This is a genomic window from Vibrio sp. R11-SG3-ISO3-SZ (genome assembly GCF_059834345.1).
The window spans coordinates 14,171-34,549 of the sequence record NZ_JCBDGX010000054.1; the positions used below are offsets into that span (position 1 = coordinate 14,171).

General features: G+C 44.7%; 21 protein-coding genes and 1 tRNA gene. 8 read left to right on the top strand and 14 right to left on the bottom strand.

Translation table 11 applies throughout. From position 1 onward, the window contains the following. Nucleotides 1-59: 59 nt before the first annotated feature. Together AC6R1O_RS07325 and AC6R1O_RS07330 are read right to left on the bottom strand one after the other, a co-directional pair. On the bottom strand, nucleotides 60-1,331 hold the full coding sequence (locus AC6R1O_RS07325) for a VapE domain-containing protein (protein ID WP_500656766.1): 1,272 nt from the start codon (nucleotides 1,329-1,331) through the stop codon (nucleotides 60-62). Nucleotides 1,332-1,340: 9 nt separating this feature from the next. Then, nucleotides 1,341-1,550, bottom strand: coding sequence for a helix-turn-helix domain-containing protein (locus AC6R1O_RS07330; protein WP_500626067.1), 210 nt, complete (start codon nucleotides 1,548-1,550; stop codon nucleotides 1,341-1,343). Between the two features lie 402 nt (nucleotides 1,551-1,952). On the opposite strand from AC6R1O_RS07330, the gene AC6R1O_RS07335 reads away from it, so the two are divergent. Then, nucleotides 1,953-2,528 (top strand): class I SAM-dependent DNA methyltransferase, encoded by a 576-nt coding sequence (locus AC6R1O_RS07335; RefSeq protein ID WP_500656767.1) that lies wholly within the window; start codon nucleotides 1,953-1,955, stop codon nucleotides 2,526-2,528. A 19-nt stretch (nucleotides 2,529-2,547) separates the two neighbouring features. Next, complete coding sequence (locus AC6R1O_RS07340) at nucleotides 2,548-3,609, top strand: HNH endonuclease family protein (RefSeq protein WP_500656768.1); 1,062 nt, start codon at nucleotides 2,548-2,550, stop codon at nucleotides 3,607-3,609. A 109-nt stretch (nucleotides 3,610-3,718) separates the two neighbouring features. Here the strand turns inward: AC6R1O_RS07340 and AC6R1O_RS07345 are convergent, their stop codons facing one another. From AC6R1O_RS07345 to AC6R1O_RS07375, 7 genes are all read right to left on the bottom strand, one after another. After that, nucleotides 3,719-4,678, bottom strand: a complete 960-nt coding sequence (locus AC6R1O_RS07345; protein ID WP_500656769.1) for a retron St85 family RNA-directed DNA polymerase — start codon at nucleotides 4,676-4,678, stop codon at nucleotides 3,719-3,721. A gap of 154 nt (nucleotides 4,679-4,832) precedes the next feature. Further along, on the bottom strand, nucleotides 4,833-5,738 hold the full coding sequence (locus AC6R1O_RS07350; protein ID WP_500656770.1) for a retron St85 family effector protein: 906 nt from the start codon (nucleotides 5,736-5,738) through the stop codon (nucleotides 4,833-4,835). 201 nt (nucleotides 5,739-5,939) lie between these two features. Continuing rightward, nucleotides 5,940-6,371, bottom strand: coding sequence for a hypothetical protein (locus AC6R1O_RS07355; protein WP_500656771.1), 432 nt, complete (start codon nucleotides 6,369-6,371; stop codon nucleotides 5,940-5,942). Between the two features lie 165 nt (nucleotides 6,372-6,536). Continuing rightward, nucleotides 6,537-7,061, bottom strand: a complete 525-nt coding sequence (locus AC6R1O_RS07360) for a hypothetical protein (protein ID WP_500656772.1) — start codon at nucleotides 7,059-7,061, stop codon at nucleotides 6,537-6,539. 310 nt (nucleotides 7,062-7,371) lie between these two features. Continuing rightward, nucleotides 7,372-8,106: a competence protein CoiA family protein gene (locus AC6R1O_RS07365; RefSeq protein WP_500656773.1), complete on the bottom strand. Its 735-nt coding sequence runs from the start codon at nucleotides 8,104-8,106 to the stop codon at nucleotides 7,372-7,374. Between the two features lie 36 nt (nucleotides 8,107-8,142). Continuing rightward, nucleotides 8,143-8,844: a hypothetical protein gene (locus AC6R1O_RS07370; RefSeq protein WP_500656774.1), complete on the bottom strand. Its 702-nt coding sequence runs from the start codon at nucleotides 8,842-8,844 to the stop codon at nucleotides 8,143-8,145. Nucleotides 8,845-9,083: 239 nt separating this feature from the next. Then, nucleotides 9,084-9,160, bottom strand: a tRNA-Arg gene (locus AC6R1O_RS07375). A gap of 201 nt (nucleotides 9,161-9,361) precedes the next feature. On the opposite strand from AC6R1O_RS07375, the gene folD reads away from it, so the two are divergent. Further along, nucleotides 9,362-10,219 (top strand): bifunctional methylenetetrahydrofolate dehydrogenase/methenyltetrahydrofolate cyclohydrolase FolD, encoded by an 858-nt coding sequence (folD, locus tag AC6R1O_RS07380; RefSeq protein WP_487901080.1) that lies wholly within the window; start codon nucleotides 9,362-9,364, stop codon nucleotides 10,217-10,219. Nucleotides 10,220-10,237: 18 nt separating this feature from the next. Here the strand turns inward: folD and AC6R1O_RS07385 are convergent, their stop codons facing one another. The 3 genes from AC6R1O_RS07385 to AC6R1O_RS07395 form a co-directional block, all read right to left on the bottom strand. After that, nucleotides 10,238-11,350 (bottom strand): GGDEF domain-containing protein, encoded by a 1,113-nt coding sequence (locus tag AC6R1O_RS07385; protein WP_500656775.1) that lies wholly within the window; start codon nucleotides 11,348-11,350, stop codon nucleotides 10,238-10,240. Nucleotides 11,351-11,483: 133 nt separating this feature from the next. Then, nucleotides 11,484-12,470: a lytic murein transglycosylase gene (locus tag AC6R1O_RS07390; RefSeq protein ID WP_500656776.1), complete on the bottom strand. Its 987-nt coding sequence runs from the start codon at nucleotides 12,468-12,470 to the stop codon at nucleotides 11,484-11,486. A 37-nt stretch (nucleotides 12,471-12,507) separates the two neighbouring features. Continuing rightward, complete coding sequence (locus tag AC6R1O_RS07395; protein ID WP_487901077.1) at nucleotides 12,508-12,798, bottom strand: YcgL domain-containing protein; 291 nt, start codon at nucleotides 12,796-12,798, stop codon at nucleotides 12,508-12,510. A 110-nt stretch (nucleotides 12,799-12,908) separates the two neighbouring features. Between AC6R1O_RS07395 and minC the strand changes: the two genes are divergently transcribed. The 3 genes from minC to minE are packed head-to-tail and all read left to right on the top strand — an operon-like array spanning nucleotide 12,909 to nucleotide 14,815. Further along, on the top strand, nucleotides 12,909-13,712 hold the full coding sequence (gene minC / locus AC6R1O_RS07400) for a septum site-determining protein MinC (protein WP_500656777.1): 804 nt from the start codon (nucleotides 12,909-12,911) through the stop codon (nucleotides 13,710-13,712). Nucleotides 13,713-13,732: 20 nt separating this feature from the next. Next, nucleotides 13,733-14,545 (top strand): septum site-determining protein MinD, encoded by an 813-nt coding sequence (gene minD / locus AC6R1O_RS07405; RefSeq protein WP_500632234.1) that lies wholly within the window; start codon nucleotides 13,733-13,735, stop codon nucleotides 14,543-14,545. Between the two features lie 6 nt (nucleotides 14,546-14,551). Further along, nucleotides 14,552-14,815, top strand: coding sequence for a cell division topological specificity factor MinE (minE, locus tag AC6R1O_RS07410; protein WP_334552630.1), 264 nt, complete (start codon nucleotides 14,552-14,554; stop codon nucleotides 14,813-14,815). A 199-nt stretch (nucleotides 14,816-15,014) separates the two neighbouring features. Here minE and adhE read toward each other — a convergent pair whose 3' ends face one another. Then, nucleotides 15,015-17,717 carry a bifunctional acetaldehyde-CoA/alcohol dehydrogenase gene (adhE, locus tag AC6R1O_RS07415; RefSeq protein WP_500626054.1) on the bottom strand — a complete coding sequence of 901 codons (2,703 nt, stop codon included), beginning with the start codon at nucleotides 17,715-17,717 and terminating at the stop codon, nucleotides 15,015-15,017. Nucleotides 17,718-18,342: 625 nt separating this feature from the next. On the opposite strand from adhE, the gene AC6R1O_RS07420 reads away from it, so the two are divergent. Together AC6R1O_RS07420 and AC6R1O_RS07425 are read left to right on the top strand one after the other, a co-directional pair. Next, nucleotides 18,343-18,981 carry a YchE family NAAT transporter gene (locus AC6R1O_RS07420; protein WP_500629045.1) on the top strand — a complete coding sequence of 213 codons (639 nt, stop codon included), beginning with the start codon at nucleotides 18,343-18,345 and terminating at the stop codon, nucleotides 18,979-18,981. Nucleotides 18,982-19,087: 106 nt separating this feature from the next. After that, nucleotides 19,088-19,939, top strand: a complete 852-nt coding sequence (locus AC6R1O_RS07425) for an ion transporter (RefSeq protein ID WP_500632235.1) — start codon at nucleotides 19,088-19,090, stop codon at nucleotides 19,937-19,939. A gap of 95 nt (nucleotides 19,940-20,034) precedes the next feature. Here the strand turns inward: AC6R1O_RS07425 and AC6R1O_RS07430 are convergent. Then, the coding region (locus tag AC6R1O_RS07430) for an aspartate-semialdehyde dehydrogenase (protein WP_500656778.1) at nucleotides 20,035-20,379 on the bottom strand (345 nt) is incomplete at its 5' end.

Below are 20,379 nucleotides of genomic sequence, written 5' to 3' on the forward strand. Positions count from 1 at the left end.
ATATTTCTTTAACCCACTAACCACAAAAATTGGTTAGTGGGTTAAAGAGAATAAACAAATCAGGCTGCAATACGAACGGAAACAGGCAAGCGGTATAGAGTAGTGTTTGACCTTCCAGACTTAGACTCTATCGCCCCTTCCTCTTGTGCTAGTCGCTTAAGCTCTTTACCCACGATTCTATTTTTATCTACGTGAACATTGATGTGTTTACACACCTCCGAAGCCGTCACCCACTCCCAAACGTACTTTTCAGGGTCATCGATTAGGAAGCGCTCAACGATGGCTTCATAGTAAGAACTTTTGGCATTGTGCCCGTTGTTGACCTTTGCGGCTAACTCAAGCTCAGTATCCGTCAAGTGCCAAGATTCACCAGACCTGTATAGTTCATAGGCTTGAAGCCAAAATTGCTTGAGTTCTGCTGGATGACGGTGGCTTAGCCTACCGTTGTCATATCGCCAACCAAGGGTACGGTTTACCAGTTCCATGTCGATAGGCGCGGCTAGCTCGATAACGGCATATCGACTTGAGCCAGTTTCATCACGCAGGAAGCCAGTCACGTTAACAGTCGCAATAAACGACGTTTGACGAGGTTTCTTAATATCCTTCGCGCCATAAGGGGGTCGGACAGTATCCACCTCCTTAGTAATAAACGCCTTGAGGCTTCCTTGGCTGTTTCGAGAGGTACGCTCTAACTCACCGAGCTCAACAATCAGGCTGTTAATACAGCTAATAACTGAATCTTTAGAGTCAGGGTTGATCTCTTGCCCTTCCAAGAACGCCCCTTCAAACACGGAGGCAAATCGCTTGATAAACGCCGTTTTCCTGAACGACTGCCCGCCTTGAAGAACCGGAATCAATTTTGAGCTAAATGGTGTTTCAAATACCGATGCCACCACCGCGATAAAAAACTTTCGCATCACGCAGCTTGCAAGCTCTTTATCCTTCGCGTTCATGGCGTCAATCACAGGTGTCATACGGTCGATACCGTCCCAATTACTTTCATGCAGGTAATTGGCAAAAGGGTGGTAACTGTTGTTCTCAGCCAACGACATAAGGTGATCGGCTAGAATCTCTTTTTTGAAACCACCTCGAACACAAACATCAATCAACAAGCTACGTTTTTGCTCGGCTGTTTTGTCGAGCATTTGGCCATCGACAAACAACTCAACTTCCATATTCATTTTGTTGACCACTACATCGATACCATTGCTTTTTAACAGCGCTTGTAGGTTTCTTGATGTAGGTAGCGGATTAAACCTAGCATCTAAGTCAGGGTAGTTAGGTTTCACCGTGTCGTGTAACTGGCTTACTTTTTCAACAACACTATCCATAGTCACTCCTTATGCCGTTTGTGTTTGAACTCGGCTTTCAAGGAAAGCATCAAGGTCAGCCAGTGTATAAAACACCTTACGGCCCACTTTGATAAATGGCAGGCGATAGCGTCCAGTTGATGCCCAAACGGCGAGCGTCCCTTCTGTCACACCCAAATACTCTGCTGCTGATTTACGGTTCAACTTCTTGCCGTACTTTGAAATTTCTGAATTACTCATAATTAATCTTCCTCGTTTGAAATCATCCTAATTGGATAAATTCAGACTACGAATGATCAGGTTTAACGGCAATCAGAAGAGGGGAACGGTTTTTAGTGTAGAGAGTTGAGCGACAAGCCGTCAGCCCTTTGATTTAAAGGGCTGGTGCGGGAACGGATAGCATAGATATTGAGTTATATCAGAGCGCTAACATGCCCCCAAAGCCTACCATTTTAAGAACAGTAAGACCGAAATTGGCACTCAGACTTGCAGTCATTCAATATCCGCTCTTTTTGGTCAAAATCTTCTTAGATTATTAAGTCTAACTCCATAAATTCAAATAATCTTCAGTATGGGAAAGCTCAATTTTACTGTAACTTTTGATATCATGTATTCGAAATAAATTTCAATACGGACACTAGGATGAACTACTACGATAAAAATGCTCGAGCGTTTTATGATGGAACCATCAATGTTGAAATGGATAGCTTATATGAGGAATTCCTGCCGCATCTAAAATTAGGAAGTTTCATACTTGATGCTGGTTGTGGTTCAGGTCGTGATGCATTAGCTTTTAAAGCTCGAGGGTTTAAAGTTCATGCTATTGATGCAAGTAACAAGCTTGCGTTGTTAGCCCAAAGCCTTATTGAACAACCCGTCGAAGTAACAACATTCCAAAAATTTCAGTCGAAGTCTTCATTCGACGGCATCTGGGCTTGTGCGTCATTACTCCATTTACCTTTAGCCGAACTACCAATTGCATTCAACAATCTTGCTGGAAGCCTAAAAGCTAAAGGGCTGTTCTATTGCTCATTCAAGTATGGGAATGATGAAGTCCACCGAGATGGTCGTAATTTTACAAATCTGAACGAGACCTTACTTGAAATAGTGCTTCAACATAGCCCGCTAAGAATACTAAAAACATGGCAAACGTCAGACTTGCGTCAAGGGCGAGAGGAAGAAAAATGGCTCAACGCAATTCTCATTAAAGAGAAATAGTATTAAGTTGGAATCAAGAATGACCATCCAGTTTTCAAATAACAGTACAGAACTCGAAACTTTCCGAACAATTATTCTATACGGCGCAAATACCGCCAGCTACAAATTTGCTTTAGGTCAAGCCTTACTTGAACTACCTATAGAAAAACGGAGTTTCATTAGACTCGATGAGCTCGCTGTTCCCTTTTACAAACACATAGTACAGCATGTCCTATCAGGCAAGAAGCAAACCAGCGCTAAGTCATCAAAATATCTTTACGCGTGTCAGCTCTTCTCTGAAGGCAAACTAACTGAAGATGAGATAATCTCATTAACGGTTTCAACAGGTTTCCAATATGTAATTGACGCTTTTCCCAAGTTAAAAAAGCAATACGGCCAAGGAGCAAAATTTTATACAAAATCAGTAGTAGACAATGTCAAAGGTATCACTATAGATAATTCATTATATCGTTTGAGAGAGCTCGCTCAGGCAAGCAACTTGTCTGAAGAAGTTGAAGGGCGTTGGAACCTTGTAGAGTCATCTTGGGATGCCAAGGGAGACAAGTTGATCATTGAGTATGATGACACTGAAAAGCTTTTCTGCGGACGACGCATTAAATCAAATAAATCCTACCTTAATAGTCATATACGAGCCCCTGTAACACACGCCCGTAAGCCTTTGAGCGGCTATCAAAAAGGTAAGTGTTTTTACTGCTTTGATGACATTAGCATCGTACCTAACCAACCAAATACGGCAGCCGTCGATCATTTTTTCCCAATCAGCCTACAATACCAAGTTGGAACTGACATAAACCTCAACCTCAACGGTATTTGGAACCTAGTTCTTACCTGCAAAGACTGTAATGGTGAAGAAGCATGGTCTAAATGGGCTCACACACCCGATTACTCTCTTCTCCCAGCATTAATACGGAGAAATGATTATTACATAAGTAGCAAGCATCCATTAGGTGAAACAATTCAATTAGAGACAGGAAGCACTGCATCGCAGCGTAAAAATTACATTAAAGAAGTATTCAAAGTTGCAAAACAAGCTACACCTTACGAGTGGAAACCTCGATTACTTAAGGGATCTCCTTTTTAATCCAGCTTAGTGGTCAGCATCAGTACACCTTTGTGAAATTTTTTTAGGTGTGCTGCTCTAAACTAATTCGTTCACATTAGAAGATATATATTGAAACCTTAAACGTTTGTCATACGATTTTGGGGCTAATTTCTTTGATTGCGTTTGAAAGAGGGTACTTTTGGGTTAAACCACCAATGTAAGCATACAACTTGTTATATGCACGTCGATCTACAGAATAAGTGTATGATAGTAACCCATTGATATGAGAGAACTCCATTGACTTACCCGTAAATAGATGATGAAGTTTTGCCCTAATTTCTCTGTGTTTAACACGTCCTATCCCTACACTGCTCTCCGAGAGTATAAGACCAGTAACTTTTTTCTGGCGTTTCGTACCACATATGGCTGTCTTTTTATGGTTAATCTTAAATCCTTCATCACTGATAATGGTCCCGATGAAGTGTTTAACTTTTCTTATTTTAGAAGCCGTATGAGAAGAAAACGTCATATCGTCAGCATAACGAGTGTAAACAATACCTCTTGGTCCAGCATAACCTTGTATCCTAGCGTCGAGTTTCGCACATACTAGATTCGCTAGCTTTGGAGAAGTTGGAGCTCCTTGAGGTAGCCCACCACCATATGTACACAAATTGGTTAGCAAAATCGACAACTCTTTGTTGTACCCAATAGAACTAAAAACCCCATACACTTTAGATGCTGCAACGTTGGGGAAAAAATCCTCTAAATCTATAGTTAATACATAGTTAGAACCAACATGTGGTCGAGCATTGTCTAGAATTGACGTTCCAACTTCGAAACCTTTTGAGCAAGGAGAAGATGAAAGCTTGTCTAATATATTTCGCAAAATCCAAGCCTGTACAGCTTTAAGTTCCCTGGACGGTTGAGAAATAAGTCGACTCTTTCCGCTTACTTTAGGGACTGGATAAACTCTGTAATGAGATTCGGCAGTTGCAGAAAGATAACGAATTTTACCAGCAGAAAGTCGAGCTTGATTAGCGAAATCGTCAATGGATAGCATTGCAGGCAATCCAATGTTTTTGAGGCTATATATATTTTTTGAAGTCATTTGTGGCGACACACCCTTACGTCTTAAGTCGCGGATGAAAAGGTGCAGTTCCAGAAACGACTGTATTCTGGCTCTGCACATTTTCATGCGGCATTGAATCAGATTGTATGCAGGATAGCGAAACGCTATCCAATGAACTAAGTTAGCTCATTCGCTAAGGGTGTGCGCCGGACACGATTCTATCATAACGCACACTTGCATTTCTACGATTTTCCGCATTCAATATTTCGATCCTTACCTTATCCAAGTATATATTATCAAATGTATTTCTTACATACTCAGCACCTAAGGGTGTCACTTGGTAACCAGTCGCAGTTCGTGATATAAATTTCTTAAAAGCCAACCTTCCTAGTGATGACTTAGTCGCGATATCACATAAAACTTTATCTTGATTGGTTGCAAAGCCAATCAATTTTGAAAGCATTACGTTATTGAGTTTATCGAGTAAGTAGATACAAGGAAGAATAAAGTTTTCAGCTTCTAGTATATTCGCAACGTCTTTTTCTACGGGGTGCTCTTTCCGTATTTGAGTTATATAGTTGTTAACATTTCGATAGATTCGATGATATTCATCAGGAACGGTCAAATGATCATAATTGATATGGATAACCTTTCCTGTGCCTGATGACTTTATTAATCTGTAAGGTCCATAGTTAATAAAACTTTTATTACTTTTATATTTTCTATTCGAAAGAACAACCATTTTACGAGCAAGTTTCTCATTATTGGAAAAAGCACCAATCTCTGCAAATGACCCCGGACTTTCTGGGAATAGTACTATTGCATCAACACTATCCGCCAGAATTCCCTCAAGTTTTAACAAGCTATGTTGACCTTGACCCGCTAACAAATCGTCAAATAGATCCTCAGGATACAATAACTCATATCGAGGATAATGAGAAAAAACAGCAGCCATTTGAGAACGTGCTGTCTTATCATTTTTTATGTCTGCACCACACAAAAATACTGTAACTCGCTTTCGATTACGAGGTACAAAAATCTTGTCTTTAATAACCCGAGCAACATGCTCAAGTTCTTGGTCTGTCAAAGATTTGTTCATACACAACCTTCGCGCCTAAATAAATCGCTGAAATAATACACTTTTTTTCGTCATGGTGGGAGAATCGTATAACGCCCAATTAAGGGGTGAACAATGCCTCACACCCAAACCTAAAGCATTGTGCCACAAACACTAAAACAGAAGTAGAAGCAAAAGTGCCAAGCGTTGTGAACCCCTCTTAAATTGCTTGTATGTACAAATTTAACTACTAATAAAGTTTGTAATTATCGATATCACTGCAACTCCAATACTGAGCCACGCTAACTTAATTGACAAATTGAAGTTCAGACTATCTTCTATTGAGCCGAGTGTTTTTTCAAAACGCGCTAGGCTGTCAAAACAGACCGTTCGAGCACGGGAGGCAACCTTATAGTTCGCATCTTTTATACCAAGATGAGCTAAGTTATTATGCGAATAGAGCTCTAGATCCCCTATGAACCCACTATCAAGTTCTTCGAGTACCATACAATAGTTTTTGTGCTCTTCTCTCGCTATGATTAACTTCGCTTTTAGGTTTCTACCTAGAAAACCTTTACTAGACGCTAAAAGTGACTCATTGCTTTGATTTATCAACTTAGAATTTTTTACATATTCGTCGACAAGAACATCGACGTGGATAAATTTCTTTTTCATACAACTACTTAATAACAAGTGAATATTTCACCATTTGTACATAACGCCGCGTTAAGTAGTGAGCAACGCCACCACTGAACCTAACCATACCACCTTAAACACTGAACCCGACGATAAAACGAAAAATGCCAAGCGTTGGGAATCTGTCTTAAACGCTTTGCTATGTTAAAACCCTGCTAGTAGACTGATGACTGTTTTCCCGTATTTTTTATGCAAAGTATCGCTAAATTTGTCTAAGTTATCAGGGAATACGTCATAAAAACCTAACTCTTTAAGCTCACCAACAAATGAATGATAATAATGCCTTATGCATACATATGCTTTTGCCAAGTCTGGAATTTTTACCTGAGGATCTGGATCTATATGGGCAACTCGCTTATCTCTAAACGCTTTCATTTCTTCCCAGTATGCTTTCCAACCATTATGATCAAATTCTAAGCATCGTAATAAATCTTCTTTGAATTGGTCACCATCTGAGCTCACATTCCGAAAATGCAAAGCATCGTTGTGATGGCCAAAAGCATGACTCCAATTAAACACAGCCATACATATAAAATTATTATGTACATACGTATGTACCAAGTCGGGAAATTCATCTCTCCTTTCTGTTAGGTGCAAGTAATATACATACTGACGTACAAAATCGACACAATTAGACAATGCCTTTTCTAGCAAAATGGAACGTTCCATAATTCTCCTCTAACATAACGCTTTATATACGGCAACAAGCCGCCTTTCCAACTCGCATCCTTCCGCCTAATACTTCCACCCACTAAGACGCTGCACTAATAAATAACCGAAAAGCTGAGTATTAGCAAACGGCCCACTATGACACCTGTTGGATATTACAGCAAATCCCCGTCTATCATGTATATAACGGCATTGACTGCTAATTTTGACTTTACCTATGGCCTTATACACTTGAAGATTCAATTTCCCTTACATACGAGCATAAGCTCTTTTTATAAGGTTGATGCTGAATCGTATTAACAATAGGCTTTTAGGCTATGTGGCGTCTCGGCGGTGCTAGATTGGATTCCTCTACGAGTGAGTTTAGCTTTGTGCTCAACTCTGAATATCTGGCGGTATAGCGAGCATGAGTCACCCAAGATCTTTGCCCAACGTTTAGTACATAGTCCATCACCAGTGATTTAAATGATTCATGTTCTTTATGGTCAAAACTATCGTAAAGGTCTTGCAAGGGCTCTAAATCAATATCCACAATTGAAACGTCACTAAAATTTTCGTTTCCCCCAATCATTGGCCTGCCGTGATAACTAAAGTGGATACCGACCAAATACCCATTTATGCGACAAAGGATATCGAGCTCTGAATAGTGCCCCGAAGGCTCGACTTCAAAATCATCAATCGTTAAATGATGTGCTTGAGTCACATATCCAGAGACGGTGACCTCCCTTCCGTAATCATCTCTCTTTTCTAATTCAAGCTTCCAATCAGGCAACTGTATCTCAAACTGGTCCAGCTCCTTTAAGCATTGCTTAATCACAAGCCTTGCGACCACACAGAATGAATATTGACACTCTATCGGCTCACCCGTTTCATCTTTCGACTTTTTGTCGTGGGCAAAGTGGTGGATCATTTTATCCGGATTGGGCCCTTTTTTAGCCACAAGGTTTTGTTTGCAACTTGGACAAACACAACCACATGCTCTACCCCGTTGCACCTCACTAATGTCTAGGTATTTATCATCCTTCAAGCCAAACGGTATCAGCATCCCTCTCTTCCCTTCACGTTTATGAATTGTCGGTGGCTAGCTTCGACTTTTCTTCAGTTGGCGAATATCCTTGTCCAACGCATCCATTTTAGGGACTCTCATACGCGCGACCTGTTTCTGTCCGTTTTTCAGAGTAATTTCAACCTCCAAGAGATCTGATTCGTGTTCTGTGTCACCTGTCGAGATCTCCTTCGTTTTACCCCAAAAATACCTGAGGTAGTGAGTTCTAACACTAGCGACACCGTCAAAAGAAAAGCCACCTTTGAGGCAAATCGTAAGAAAGGAGAAAAATTCAGACTCTTTCGTGGTTTTCACTACTTTGCCCCATGAACGCCACAGATCTGTCAGGGCTTGATAGCGACGAAAGTCCCTGCTTTTGGGAGTCGTAACCCGCGTTACTTGTTCATTGGAATCAAAATCCACCTCTGATACGTAGACACCTTGTTGCTGAGCGTGAACTCCCTCTAATGTCTCAGCTATGGTGCTTAATAGGGAGCGTGACCAAGCTACTTTGCTTTGAAGTTGCCGCTCTATTTCGTCATAGAAATTGGGATCGGTATTTCTGATATCGTCAAAGCCTGACTGTGCTTGTTGCAATGCTTTACATAGGCGCTTAATTGACGAAAGATCGGTGTCACTTGGAATTTGGATTAGTATGTTTTCACACTCTTTCACTTGATGAACATCAAGCCCGATACTCATCAACTCGTCTGTCTGTTTTTGGCTCAACCCTGCCACTGCAAACCCCGTGCAACTTGTTACTTAATAGCTCAGTTGTAGACGGTATCATTTTGTATAGATGAAGCAAGCGATCGGATAGACAAAAAGAGAGTGATGTTTCGAAAAAAGCGAAGAGTCGAAAATAGGTGGGGTTTAACAAAAGTTGATAAAAATAGATTTCAGCGGCACCACAGAGGCACCACAGAAAAACGAAAAGCCCGATAACTCATTGAATTATCGGGCTTTTTTCGGATATATGGCACGCCCTGTAGGATTCGAACCTACGACCACATCCTTAGAAGGGACGTGCTCTATCCAGCTGAGCTAAGGGCGCGCTACAGGGACAGGATTATACGAGTTCGAGGTCTTAACACAAGACCTTTTCGTATCATTATGATCTAAGTGACTAAAAAAGGGACATTGGCGGTTGAGGTGTTTAAAAATAACCCGAAGCAAACGTTTGCTTATGGATGTTCATTCAATTATTTGCGACAATGCGCCACAACTTATTCGCCATTGTGATTAAAGGAAAGTCATGACTGCTCAAAATATCGATGGAACACTGATTTCTCAAACCGTCCGTTCCGAAGTGGCGGCTCGTGTGAAAGCGCGCCTAGACGCTGGGTTACGTGCCCCTGGCTTGGCTGTGGTTCTCGTTGGTGAAGATCCGGCGTCTCAAGTGTATGTCGGCAGCAAACGCCGCGCGTGTGAAGAGGTGGGCTTTGTGTCTAAATCGTTCGACCTCCCTGCCACCGCAAGTCAAACTGAGCTGCTTGCACTGATTGACACACTGAACGCAGACGATGAGATTGATGGCATCTTGGTTCAACTTCCACTACCAGCGGGAATCGACTCTACCGCCGTACTTGAACACATTCATCCAGAGAAAGACGTCGATGGCTTCCATCCTTACAACGTGGGCCGCCTAGCGCAGCGCATTCCAAAACTGCGCTCTTGTACGCCGAAAGGCATCATCACCCTGCTTGATCGCTATAACATCGATCTTCGTGGCAAACACGCAGTGGTGGTTGGCGCGTCCAACATTGTCGGTCGACCAATGACATTGGAGCTTCTGCTTGCGGGCTGTACCACAACAACTTGCCACCGTTTTACTCAAGATCTAGAAGGTCATGTACGTCAAGCGGATCTGGTGGTCGTTGCGGTAGGTAAACCTAACTTTATTCCAGGTCACTGGATCAAAGAGGGAGCGGTCGTGGTCGATGTCGGTATCAACCGCTTGGAGTCAGGCAAGTTGGTGGGTGATGTGGAATACGATAAAGCCAAAGAGCGCGCCAGCTTTATTACGCCAGTCCCGGGTGGTGTTGGGCCAATGACGGTGGCGAGCTTGATTGAGAATACTATGCTAGCGTGTGAGCAATTTCATACCAAATAACTAGCGCCCTATCCTTCCTCAGAGCAGCGCTTCTTCTCGCGGCTCTGAGGCTGTTTTAGCCACATTAACATTACCCGACCCGGCTTCTTTGGCGAGATACATCGCTCTGTCTGCCACTTTCAAACACTGACTTAAGGTCATCGTCTCATTGTTAAATGAGATACCCGCACTGGCGCCAATCTCGACGTGAATATTGTTCAGTGATTGCAAATGGTGACCATAAAAGAGTGCGACGACTTGCTCTGCCAAATCAACCACCTCTTGCTCCGACTCATAATCGCGCACAAAAATGGCAAACTCGTCACCGCCCAAGCGGGCAATGTCGTATTTTTGCAGTCGCTCGCCCAACGCTTGCTGCGCAATGCCTTTGGTTTGCTTGGCAAAATCGTACAACACGTTGTCGCCGACATCGTGACCATAACAGTCGTTGACCGCTTTAAAGTTATCTAAGTCGAAGTAAATGATCGCGGTGTGCTTGTTTTCATCAAGGCGCGTCGCGTGAGACAACACCGACATAAAGCTTGCTCGGTTGGCCAACTGAGTGAGCGAGTCAATGTAAGCCAGTTCTTGAATGCCCTCTTGATCCATTTTCAAAATATAGTCGTCCATTTGACTTTGAAAATAGATCACGATGTGACACATACCTGACATCGCGACCAAGGTTAATACCAAGCGAAACCCTACATGGTATGGGTACGGAAACTGCGTCAAGCCAAAGGCGAAGATCAAGGAAGTCAGGACAATATTCAGTACCGAGAGCCCCACTCCAACACGAAAACTATTGATGAATATGCCGATGGCAGACAGTGGGTAGACCCACATAATGCCAGTACCTTCATACCCTCCAGTAAAAATAAGATACAAACTCAAGGAGTAGATCATAAAAGATAGCCCAGCAAGACCAAAGCGATGTTGCAGGTTAATCATTTTGATGGTGACGATGCCAACCAAGGAGTAAAAGGCCAGCGTTGTGCCCAGCTCAATATCGCCGCGATAAAAACTATAGACAGAGAAGGCCGCAAGGAAGGAGACACCTAAGACAGCGAGCACCCGAATCATCATCATCTGGCGCTGCTGTTTCATTAAGACGACTTCGGATAATTTATCCGCTACAAAGTGGTGTACGTTCATCGCGCTCCAGTCATTGCTACAAAACCAATCACTTATTTAGATAATGCTACATTATTTATTGTCAATCAAATATAGACACCGTCAAGCTAAGCGCAACTGAATGTAGGAGGATTCGTCGTTTTTGTTTACCGCATCACATCACAATTGCATCCGCAAGGTGTGAAACAGCCAGCGCAAAGTAGTAAGACCGGTTCCATTTCATTAGTACGTTATAGTTATTGTAGACCAAATAAACACGCCCATTCCCATCATCGGGTGCGATCAACCAGGCTTGGATATCTTGGTCGAGCTTAGGTAGCGGTCGGCCATCAAAACGGGTAATCCCCATTGACGCCCACTGTTGCAAATATTTGGCTTTGTCCGGCGCTCGCCCTTGAATTGACGTATCAAACCCAGCGGGAAGCGTCACTTGACGTCCCCAGGTGTAGGTATCGTCCCAACCGGATTGACTTAAATAATTGGCCGCCGAAGCAAACACATCCGCTTCTGTCGTCCAGATGTCTTTTTTACCATCACCGTTACCATCCGCAGCAAAGGCTAAAAACGAGCTCGGCATAAACTGGCACTGGCCCATCGCCCCTGCCCATGAGCCTTTAAAGTCATCAAAAGCAATATGGCCCTGCTCTAAGATCTGTAACGCGGCCATGGTTTCACTGCGAAAGAAGGCCTCACGGCGGCCGTCGTACGCCAAGGTCGCGAGTGCATCAATGACGGGGTAATTGCCGGTAAATTTTCCGAAGTTACTCTCAACGCCCCACAGCGCAACAATAAAGCGCGGCTGCACACCATATTGCTCGCCAATGCGAGTCAACTCAGTGTGGTGCTTTTGGTAAAGAGCTTTGGCTTGATCGATTTTCCATTTTGGTACGGCACGTGGAATGTACTCATCTAAGGTCAGTTTTTTCTCTGGCTGATTCTTATCGGCCGTCACGGCGCGTGGTTTATGAGTCACATTGGCAAATGCCTCATCGATGACGGGCTGAGCAATCCCCATCGCTTTGGCTTCATCTCTGAGTGTTTGGATGTAATCATCAAATGACACCTCACTCGCAGACACTGACGTTGCCAACACAGTGCCTGAAAGTGTCAATCCTAGAACAGCTGACAGTATTGTTTTCACATTGCCCTCCTTGAGCAATTTTAGCGAGTCTTTAGAACTATGAATTATTCGACTGCTGGCGAGCTTTTTTCTGCTCTTTGTATTCATCAAGCAGGTTTTTCGGTGGGGGTGGCAGTTGCAAAAAGAAGCCCTCATCTTGCATGGATTGCTTCACTTTTTCGATGTCGACTTGTGCTAACTTGCGCCCGTCGAGCTTCACCATCATCACCATTGTAGGTTTACCGAACATCTGCATCAGTGTGTCAGGAACTTGCGAAAAATCGTCCTTTTTCGGTAAGTAGAGGTACGCGCCCTCTTTTTTTGAACTCTTATAAATTGCACAAAGCATGTCTATGTTTTTATCTCATTGTCATTAAACGTCAATGTTTCGCTATTTTTGAGAGCAAAACACCCAATTGAGCGCAAGATAACTTGCTGAGCTTAGGGAGGGAATATAACATGAGTCCCCTAGTCCCAAGCAACGCCCTTAAGAGGTTGCCACTTACCTATATGTCGAATATGACCGAGCCCAATACAAGCAGGCCACAGACCATTGGGTCAGAGAGCGTCACTGCTCAATCCAAGCCGACCCAATCATCCAGCGCCGCTTCGCCTGACTTGAAAGGCAGTAGTTTCACCTTGTCCGTTTTGCACCTTAGCGATAACGATGTCGACAAATGCATCGACTTCTTACAACAGAAAGTGCAAACGGCACCTGCGTTTTTTGCTCACGCACCTGTGGTGATCAATATTTCAAAGGTGGCGGGCGAATTGGACTTTGTAAAGCTAAAGCAAGGCATCGCCCAAGCGGGCATGATACCTGTTGGGGTGACGGGATGCCCAGACAAACGTACACAAAACTTAGCGTCTGACGCTAAGTTCGCCGTGATGACGGCAAGCAAGTCCCCCACACAAGCGCCCGCGACCTTAGCGCCCACCAAAATTGTTCGCACCCCGGTGCGCTCTGGGCAACAGATTTACGCCAAAGACGCGGATTTAGTGGTACTCAATCATGTCAGTGAAGGTGCCGAGGTGATTGCCGATGGCTCGATTCACATCCATGGCACGTTGCGTGGTCGCGCTATTGCAGGGGCCAGTGGCAACACGGGCGCCGTCATCATCTGTAACAAACTCAATGCAGAATTGATGTCTATTGCTGGGCACTACTGGCTTACGGAACAGTTTGCCGAGGAATATTGGCAACAGAAAGTGATGTTCAGCTTGAGCGACGATTCACTCAAATTCGAGCTGTTAACAATTTAATAGTTTAAAGGAACCAACGAATGGCACGCATTATTGTTGTCACATCAGGAAAAGGCGGCGTAGGGAAAACCACCTCTAGCGCTGCTATCGCTTCAGGCCTTGCGATGAAAGGCAAAAAAACCGCTGTGATCGATTTTGATATTGGTCTGCGTAACCTTGACTTGATTATGGGTTGCGAACGTCGCGTCGTGTACGACTTTGTTAACGTCATCAATGGCGAAGCAACGCTCAATCAAGCGCTGATCAAAGACAAACGTACCGACAACTTGTTCATCTTGCCCGCCTCTCAAACTCGTGACAAAGACGCCCTCACCATAGAAGGCGTACGCCGAGTGCTCGATGACATGGATAAGATGGGTTTTGAATTCATTATCTGTGACTCACCAGCAGGCATCGAGCAAGGCGCTTTGATGGCGTTGTACTTTGCTGATGAAGCAATTGTCACCACCAACCCAGAAGTCTCTTCTGTACGTGACTCCGACCGTATCCTGGGTATTCTCGATTCTAAATCCCGTCGCGCAGAAGAAGGCTTAGAGCCGGTGAAACAGCACCTGCTACTCACGCGCTACAACCCTGCGCGCGTAAATCAAGGTGAAATGCTCAGCGTGGAAGATGTCGAAGAGATCTTGCACATTTCCCTGCTCGGCGTGATCCCGGAGAGCCAAGCGGTTTTGAATGCCTCTAACAAAGGGGTGCCGGTCATCTTCGACGACGAGTCCGACGCCGGTATGGCCTATAATGATACGGTTGAGCGTCTTCTCGGTGAGCAAGTGGATTTCCGCTTCCTCACAGAGCAGAAGAAAGGGATTTTTAAACGACTATTTGGAGGCTAATTAGGCATGTCATTACTTGAGTTTTTCCGCCCGCAGAAAAAGAGCTCTGCGAATTTAGCCAAAGAGAGACTGCAAATCATTGTGGCCGAGCGTCGCAGTCAAAACGACCCTGCGCCGTCTTATCTGCCTCAGCTTAAAGAAGATATTCTGAAGGTCATTGCGAAGTATGTCGACATTGACCCATCGATGGTCGACCTGTCGTTTGAGCACAAAGATGACGACATCTCCGTTCTCGAGCTCAACGTCAAACTGCCAGACGAAGAGAAATAGCCTGATTGGGTAGGCTATTGGAGATGAGTAATGAGCCGATGCAATTGCATCGGCTTTTTTACGCCACCAATATGAATAGCACCAACATGGATAGCACAAAATATGAGCAGACAAACAAAAGCCCCAGCACAGGGCTAGGGCTCGATTTCAAAGCGTAGGTTTCGTGCTAGCGAAAACCTATCTCAACGTGACGGCTTACTTATGCGTCCGCTTTTTCTTTCTTCGCTTTTGGTGCTGCTTTCGCTGCTTCTTGATCCGCTTTCTTCTTGATAACAGTTGTACCTTCGAAAGTTTCACCTTCAACGAATGCTTTACCGTAGTAAGAAGCTTTTAGAACTTCTTTCAGCTCAGAGATTAGAGGGTAGCGTGGGTTCGCACCAGTACATTGGTCATCGAACGCTTCAACCGCTAGCTCATCTAGCTTCGCTAGGAAGTCAGCTTCAGCAACACCCGCCGCTTGGATTGACGCTGGAATGTCTAGGTCTTGTTTCAACTCATCCATCCACGCTAGTAGACGTTCAATCTTCTGAGCAGTACGGTCACCTTCTTGGCTTAGGCCTAGGTGGTCAGCAACCTCAGCGTAACGACGACGTGCTTGTGGACGGTCGTATTGAGAGAATGCAGTCTGCTTAGTTGGGTTGTCGTTCGCGTTGTAACGTACCACGTTAGAGATCAGTAGTGCGTTCGCCAGACCGTGTGGTAGGTGGAACTCAGCACCAATCTTGTGCGCCATAGAGTGACATACACCTAGGAATGCGTTCGCAAATGCTACACCAGCGATAGTTGCCGCGTTGTGTACTTTCTCACGAGCGATTGGGTCGTTTGCACCGTTCGCGTAGCTTGAAGGTAGGTACTCTTTAAGCATCTTAAGTGCTTGTAGAGCTTGACCATCAGAGTACTCATTGGCAAGAACTGATACGTAAGCTTCTAGAGCGTGAGTCACAGCATCGTAACCACCGAATGCGGTTAGAGACTTAGGCATGTTCATGACTAGATTAGCATCAACGATCGCCATCTGAGGTGTTAGCTCGTAGTCAGCAAGTGGGTACTTAGCACCAGTTTCGTCATCAGTTACTACCGCGAATGGTGTCACTTCTGAACCTGTACCTGAAGTTGTGGTGATACAAACAAGCTCAGCTTTTTTACCCATTTTAGGGAACTTGTAGATACGTTTACGGATGTCCATAAAGCGCATTGCAAGCTCTTCAAAGTGCGTTTCTGGGTGCTCGTACATTACCCACATGATCTTCGCCGCATCCATTGGTGAACCACCACCAAGTGCTAGGATAACGTCAGGCTGGAAGCTTTGCATCGCTTCAGCACCTTTCTTAACCACTGATAGCGTTGGGTCAGCTTCAACGTCGAAGAACGTTTGTACTTCCATACCTTGTGCTTTCAGTAGTTGTACTACGTCATCCGCGTAACCGTTGTTGAATAGGAAACGGTCAGTAACAAGGAATGCGCGTTTCTTACCTTCTAGGTCGCTAAGCGCGATTGGAAGGCTACCACGACGGAAGTAGATAGACTTAGGTAGTTTGTGCCACAACATGTTTTCAGCTCGCTTCGCTACAGTTTTCTTGTTGATTAGGTGCTTAGGACCTACGTTCTCAGAGATAGAGTTACCACCCCATGAACCACAACCTAGAGTTAGAGAAGGTGCAACGTTGAAGTTGTACAGGTCACCGATACCACCGTGAGTCGTCGGGATGTTGATTAGGATACGAGCTGTTTTTAGCTTGTCGCCAAAGTAACGGATACGGTCTGCGTTTGTGTCTTGGTTAGTGTATAGACCAGAGGTGTGACCGATACCGCCGATTTCAACCATAGTCACCGCTTGAGCAACCGCATCTTCGAAGTTGTCTGCACGGAACAAGCCAAGCGTTGGAGAGAGTTTCTCGTGAGCAAATGCGTCCTCGTAAGACACTTTACCAAGACCTTCACCAACAAGCACTTTCGTGTCAGCAGGAACTTTCACGCCCGCCATCTCAGCGATTGCTGCTGCTGGCTGACCAACGATCTTCGCGTTCAATGCGCCGTCGATAAGTAGAACTTTACGTACTTTATCCGCGTCAGCTTTGCTTAGTACAACCGCTTTGTGCGTTGCGAAACGCTCTTTCACTTCGTCGTAAACTTCGTCAACAACGATTGCTGCCTGCTCAGAAGCACACACTACGCCGTTATCGAATGTTTTAGACATTAGGATAGAAGCCACTGCACGTTTAACGTCAGCCGTTTCATCGATAACGACAGGAACGTTACCTGCACCAACACCGATTGCTGGCTTACCAGAAGAGTAAGCGGCTTTAACCATGCCTGGACCACCAGTAGCAAGGATAAGTGCGATGTCATCGTGCTTCATTAGCGCATTTGATAGCTCAACAGATGGTTGGTCAATCCAACCGATGATATCTTTTGGAGCACCCGCTGCTACTGCTGCTTCTAGAACCAGTTTCGCTGCATCGTTGGTTGAGTTTTTCGCACGTGGGTGTGGTGAGAAGATGATGCCGTTACGAGTCTTCAAAGAGATAAGAGATTTGAAGATCGCTGTAGAAGTTGGGTTTGTGGTAGGTACGATACCGCAGATGATGCCCACAGGCTCAGCGATAGTCATAGTACCTAGGTTGTCATCCTCTTCTAGGATGCCACAGGTCTTTTCGTCTTTGTATTTATTGTAGATAAACTCAGAAGCGAAGTGGTTCTTGATTACTTTATCTTCAACAATACCCATACCAGATTCTTCGACCGCTTGTTGTGCTAGCGGGATACGAGCTTGGTTCGCAGCAAGAGAAGCAGCACGGAAGATTTGGTCAACTTGCTCTTGAGAGTAAGTTGCGAACTCTTCTTGCGCTTTCTTAACGCGTGCAATCATTGCATCTAGCTCGGCTATATTAGTAACAGGCATAGGGAAATCTCCTAAAATTAACAAATATTAAAAACTTTTTATTAAGCCAACTGCATGCTTATCTTGGGCAGTCAATCACAGCTTTCTTAGTAAATTGCTTTCAGGGCTGAGTATATTATTTCAGGTTGTGAAAAAAATTGACCCAGATCAGTTCTGAAAAACTATTTACCTAGTTAGTGGTACGCGAATCGCACAAATCACCATAAACCACTAATTTATAAAGACTTAAATCACAAATTCGAACTGAATAAAATAACAGCAATCAATCAATCGAACTCGTTGAACAAGCATAGATTGTAAAAAAGTTTCATTTTTTGACCACAAACTTACATGTAATTCACAAAATTCGTGCTACTCACACTACAAGTTACGTCATTTTTAGATGAAATGGCGTCTTGAAGACATGATTTTGTGGCAAACTTAACAACATCGTAAAACTGTAGCTCATCTTACGCCTCTTTTGGTTAACAAAACATGTCAGGCACGATCCCTTTGTCAGGAATAATTAGAAATTCTCAGTCATGGTATAGGCGACAGATTAGCTTTTTTCATTCGTTATCTGCGTGAATTTAGACTATATTCCGCGTGACTTTTTTACCCCTTTGCCTAATGTGGACATGCTTAGATGCAAACCTTTGAATTAGCGATTTTTTTACAGTTTTTTCTCGGTTTAGTCGCCGCCGTTAACCCGGTGGGGATCATGCCGGTGTTTGTCTCGTTAACCGGTCATATGACCCTCGAAGAGAAACACAAAACCGCAACCACAGCCAACGCGGCGGTCGCGGTTATTCTGATCGTCTCTCTACTCGGCGGGCAGATGTTGCTCGATATGTTCAGCATTTCTCTAGATTCGTTTCGTGTGGCAGGCGGTTTACTGCTGCTGAGCATCGCCTTTTCGATGATGAGCGGTAAGCTCGGTGAAGATAAGCAGAACAAGCAGGAAAAATCGGAGTACGTCAGCCGCGAACAAATCGGTGTTGTGCCATTAGCGATGCCGCTAATGGCCGGTCCTGGTGCGATCAGTTCAACCATCGTTTATGGTTCACGCTACCCGGGCATGATGGATACCACAGGTATCATCATTACCATCGCGGTGTTTTGCTTGTGCTCTTGGCTGCTGTTTCGTTCTGCGCCTTTGATCGTGAAATTCCTTGGCCAAACCGGCATCAACGTGATTACGCGTATCATGGGCTTGATTCTTGGTGCTCTGGGCATCGAGTTCATTGCCAACGGGTTACGCAATCTATTTCCTGGCCTCGCCTAATCCCTTAGAATCCCACTAAGGCGTTGATCAAACATACATTGAGCAAGGTTGACGCCTTTCAGCTTTGCTCATACTCTGACCTTGTCGTTTGTCACTAGGCTAGGTCATGAAATCCGATCCCTTAAAACACCATCTCTATGTCATCATCTTTGGCACGCATACCAAGGCGGGTCGACGCTTCGATTTGGCGCTTATCGTAGCGATTTTTGCCTCGCTGATCGTTCTATTGCTTGAATCACTGCCTAGCGTGCCGCAGGAATGGAAAAGTACATTAAGAGTGCTGGAATACTCGTTTACTGCGCTGTTTACGCTCGAATACCTTGTGCGGCTCTACTGCTCGCCAAAGCCCCTCGCCTATGCGAAAAGTTTTTATGGGGTGATTGATTTATTGGCTATCTTGCCCACTTACTTGGCGTTTTTCTTTCCTTCGGCGACCTTTATGGGCGTGATCCGACTGCTCAGAGTGATGCGTATTTTCCGCATTCTTAAGTTGGTTCGCTATCTGCAAGACTCCAACATCTTGCTGCGTTCTCTGCTCACTTCTCGGCGCAAAATCTTTATCTTTTTCTCCAATGTCGCCATCTTGGTCACCATCTTTGGCGCCCTCATCTACGTCATTGAAGGACCAGATAACGGCTTCACCAGCATTCCCATGAGCATCTATTGGGCCATCGTGACCATCACCACCGTAGGTTATGGCGACTTAGTGCCGCAAACCGGTCTAGGTAAAACCATCGCGGCCATTACCATGCTGCTGGGTTACTCGATCATTGCGGTGCCCACTGGCATCATCACCGCTGAAATCAACCAAGAGATGAAATCACACAAGACCTTGGTCAAATGCCCAAACTGCTCAAAATCGGGGCATGAGTCTGACGCGCTCTATTGCAAGCATTGTGGCAGTGAACTCGCCGATCCCGATAAGCGCGTAACCGCCCCAGTTCAAGAAAAAGTCTAAGCACTTTGTGAATCACCGATAAAACAATCACCAATAAAAAAAGCGCCTGCAAAGAGGCGCTTTAGGATAGGGAACCAACACTCGGGTTTGAGGGTTTATTTCTCCGCTAGAATGATACGCAACGTACGACGCAACGGCTCTGCCGCGCCCCATAGCAGCTGGTCACCGACGGTGAATGCGTTGAGGAAGTCATCACCCATTGCCATCTTACGTAGACGGCCGACAGGAATCGATAAGGTACCCGTCACTTTCGCTGGAGTCAGCTCTTTTGCCGTGATATCACGGTCATTCGGGATCACTTTCACCCAGTCATTGTGCGTGGCGATGATCTCTTCAATCTCATCCATCGGCACGTTTTGTTTGAGCTTGATGGTCAACGCTTGTGAGTGACAACGCATCGCACCGATACGAACACATGTGCCATCAATAGGAACAGGTGA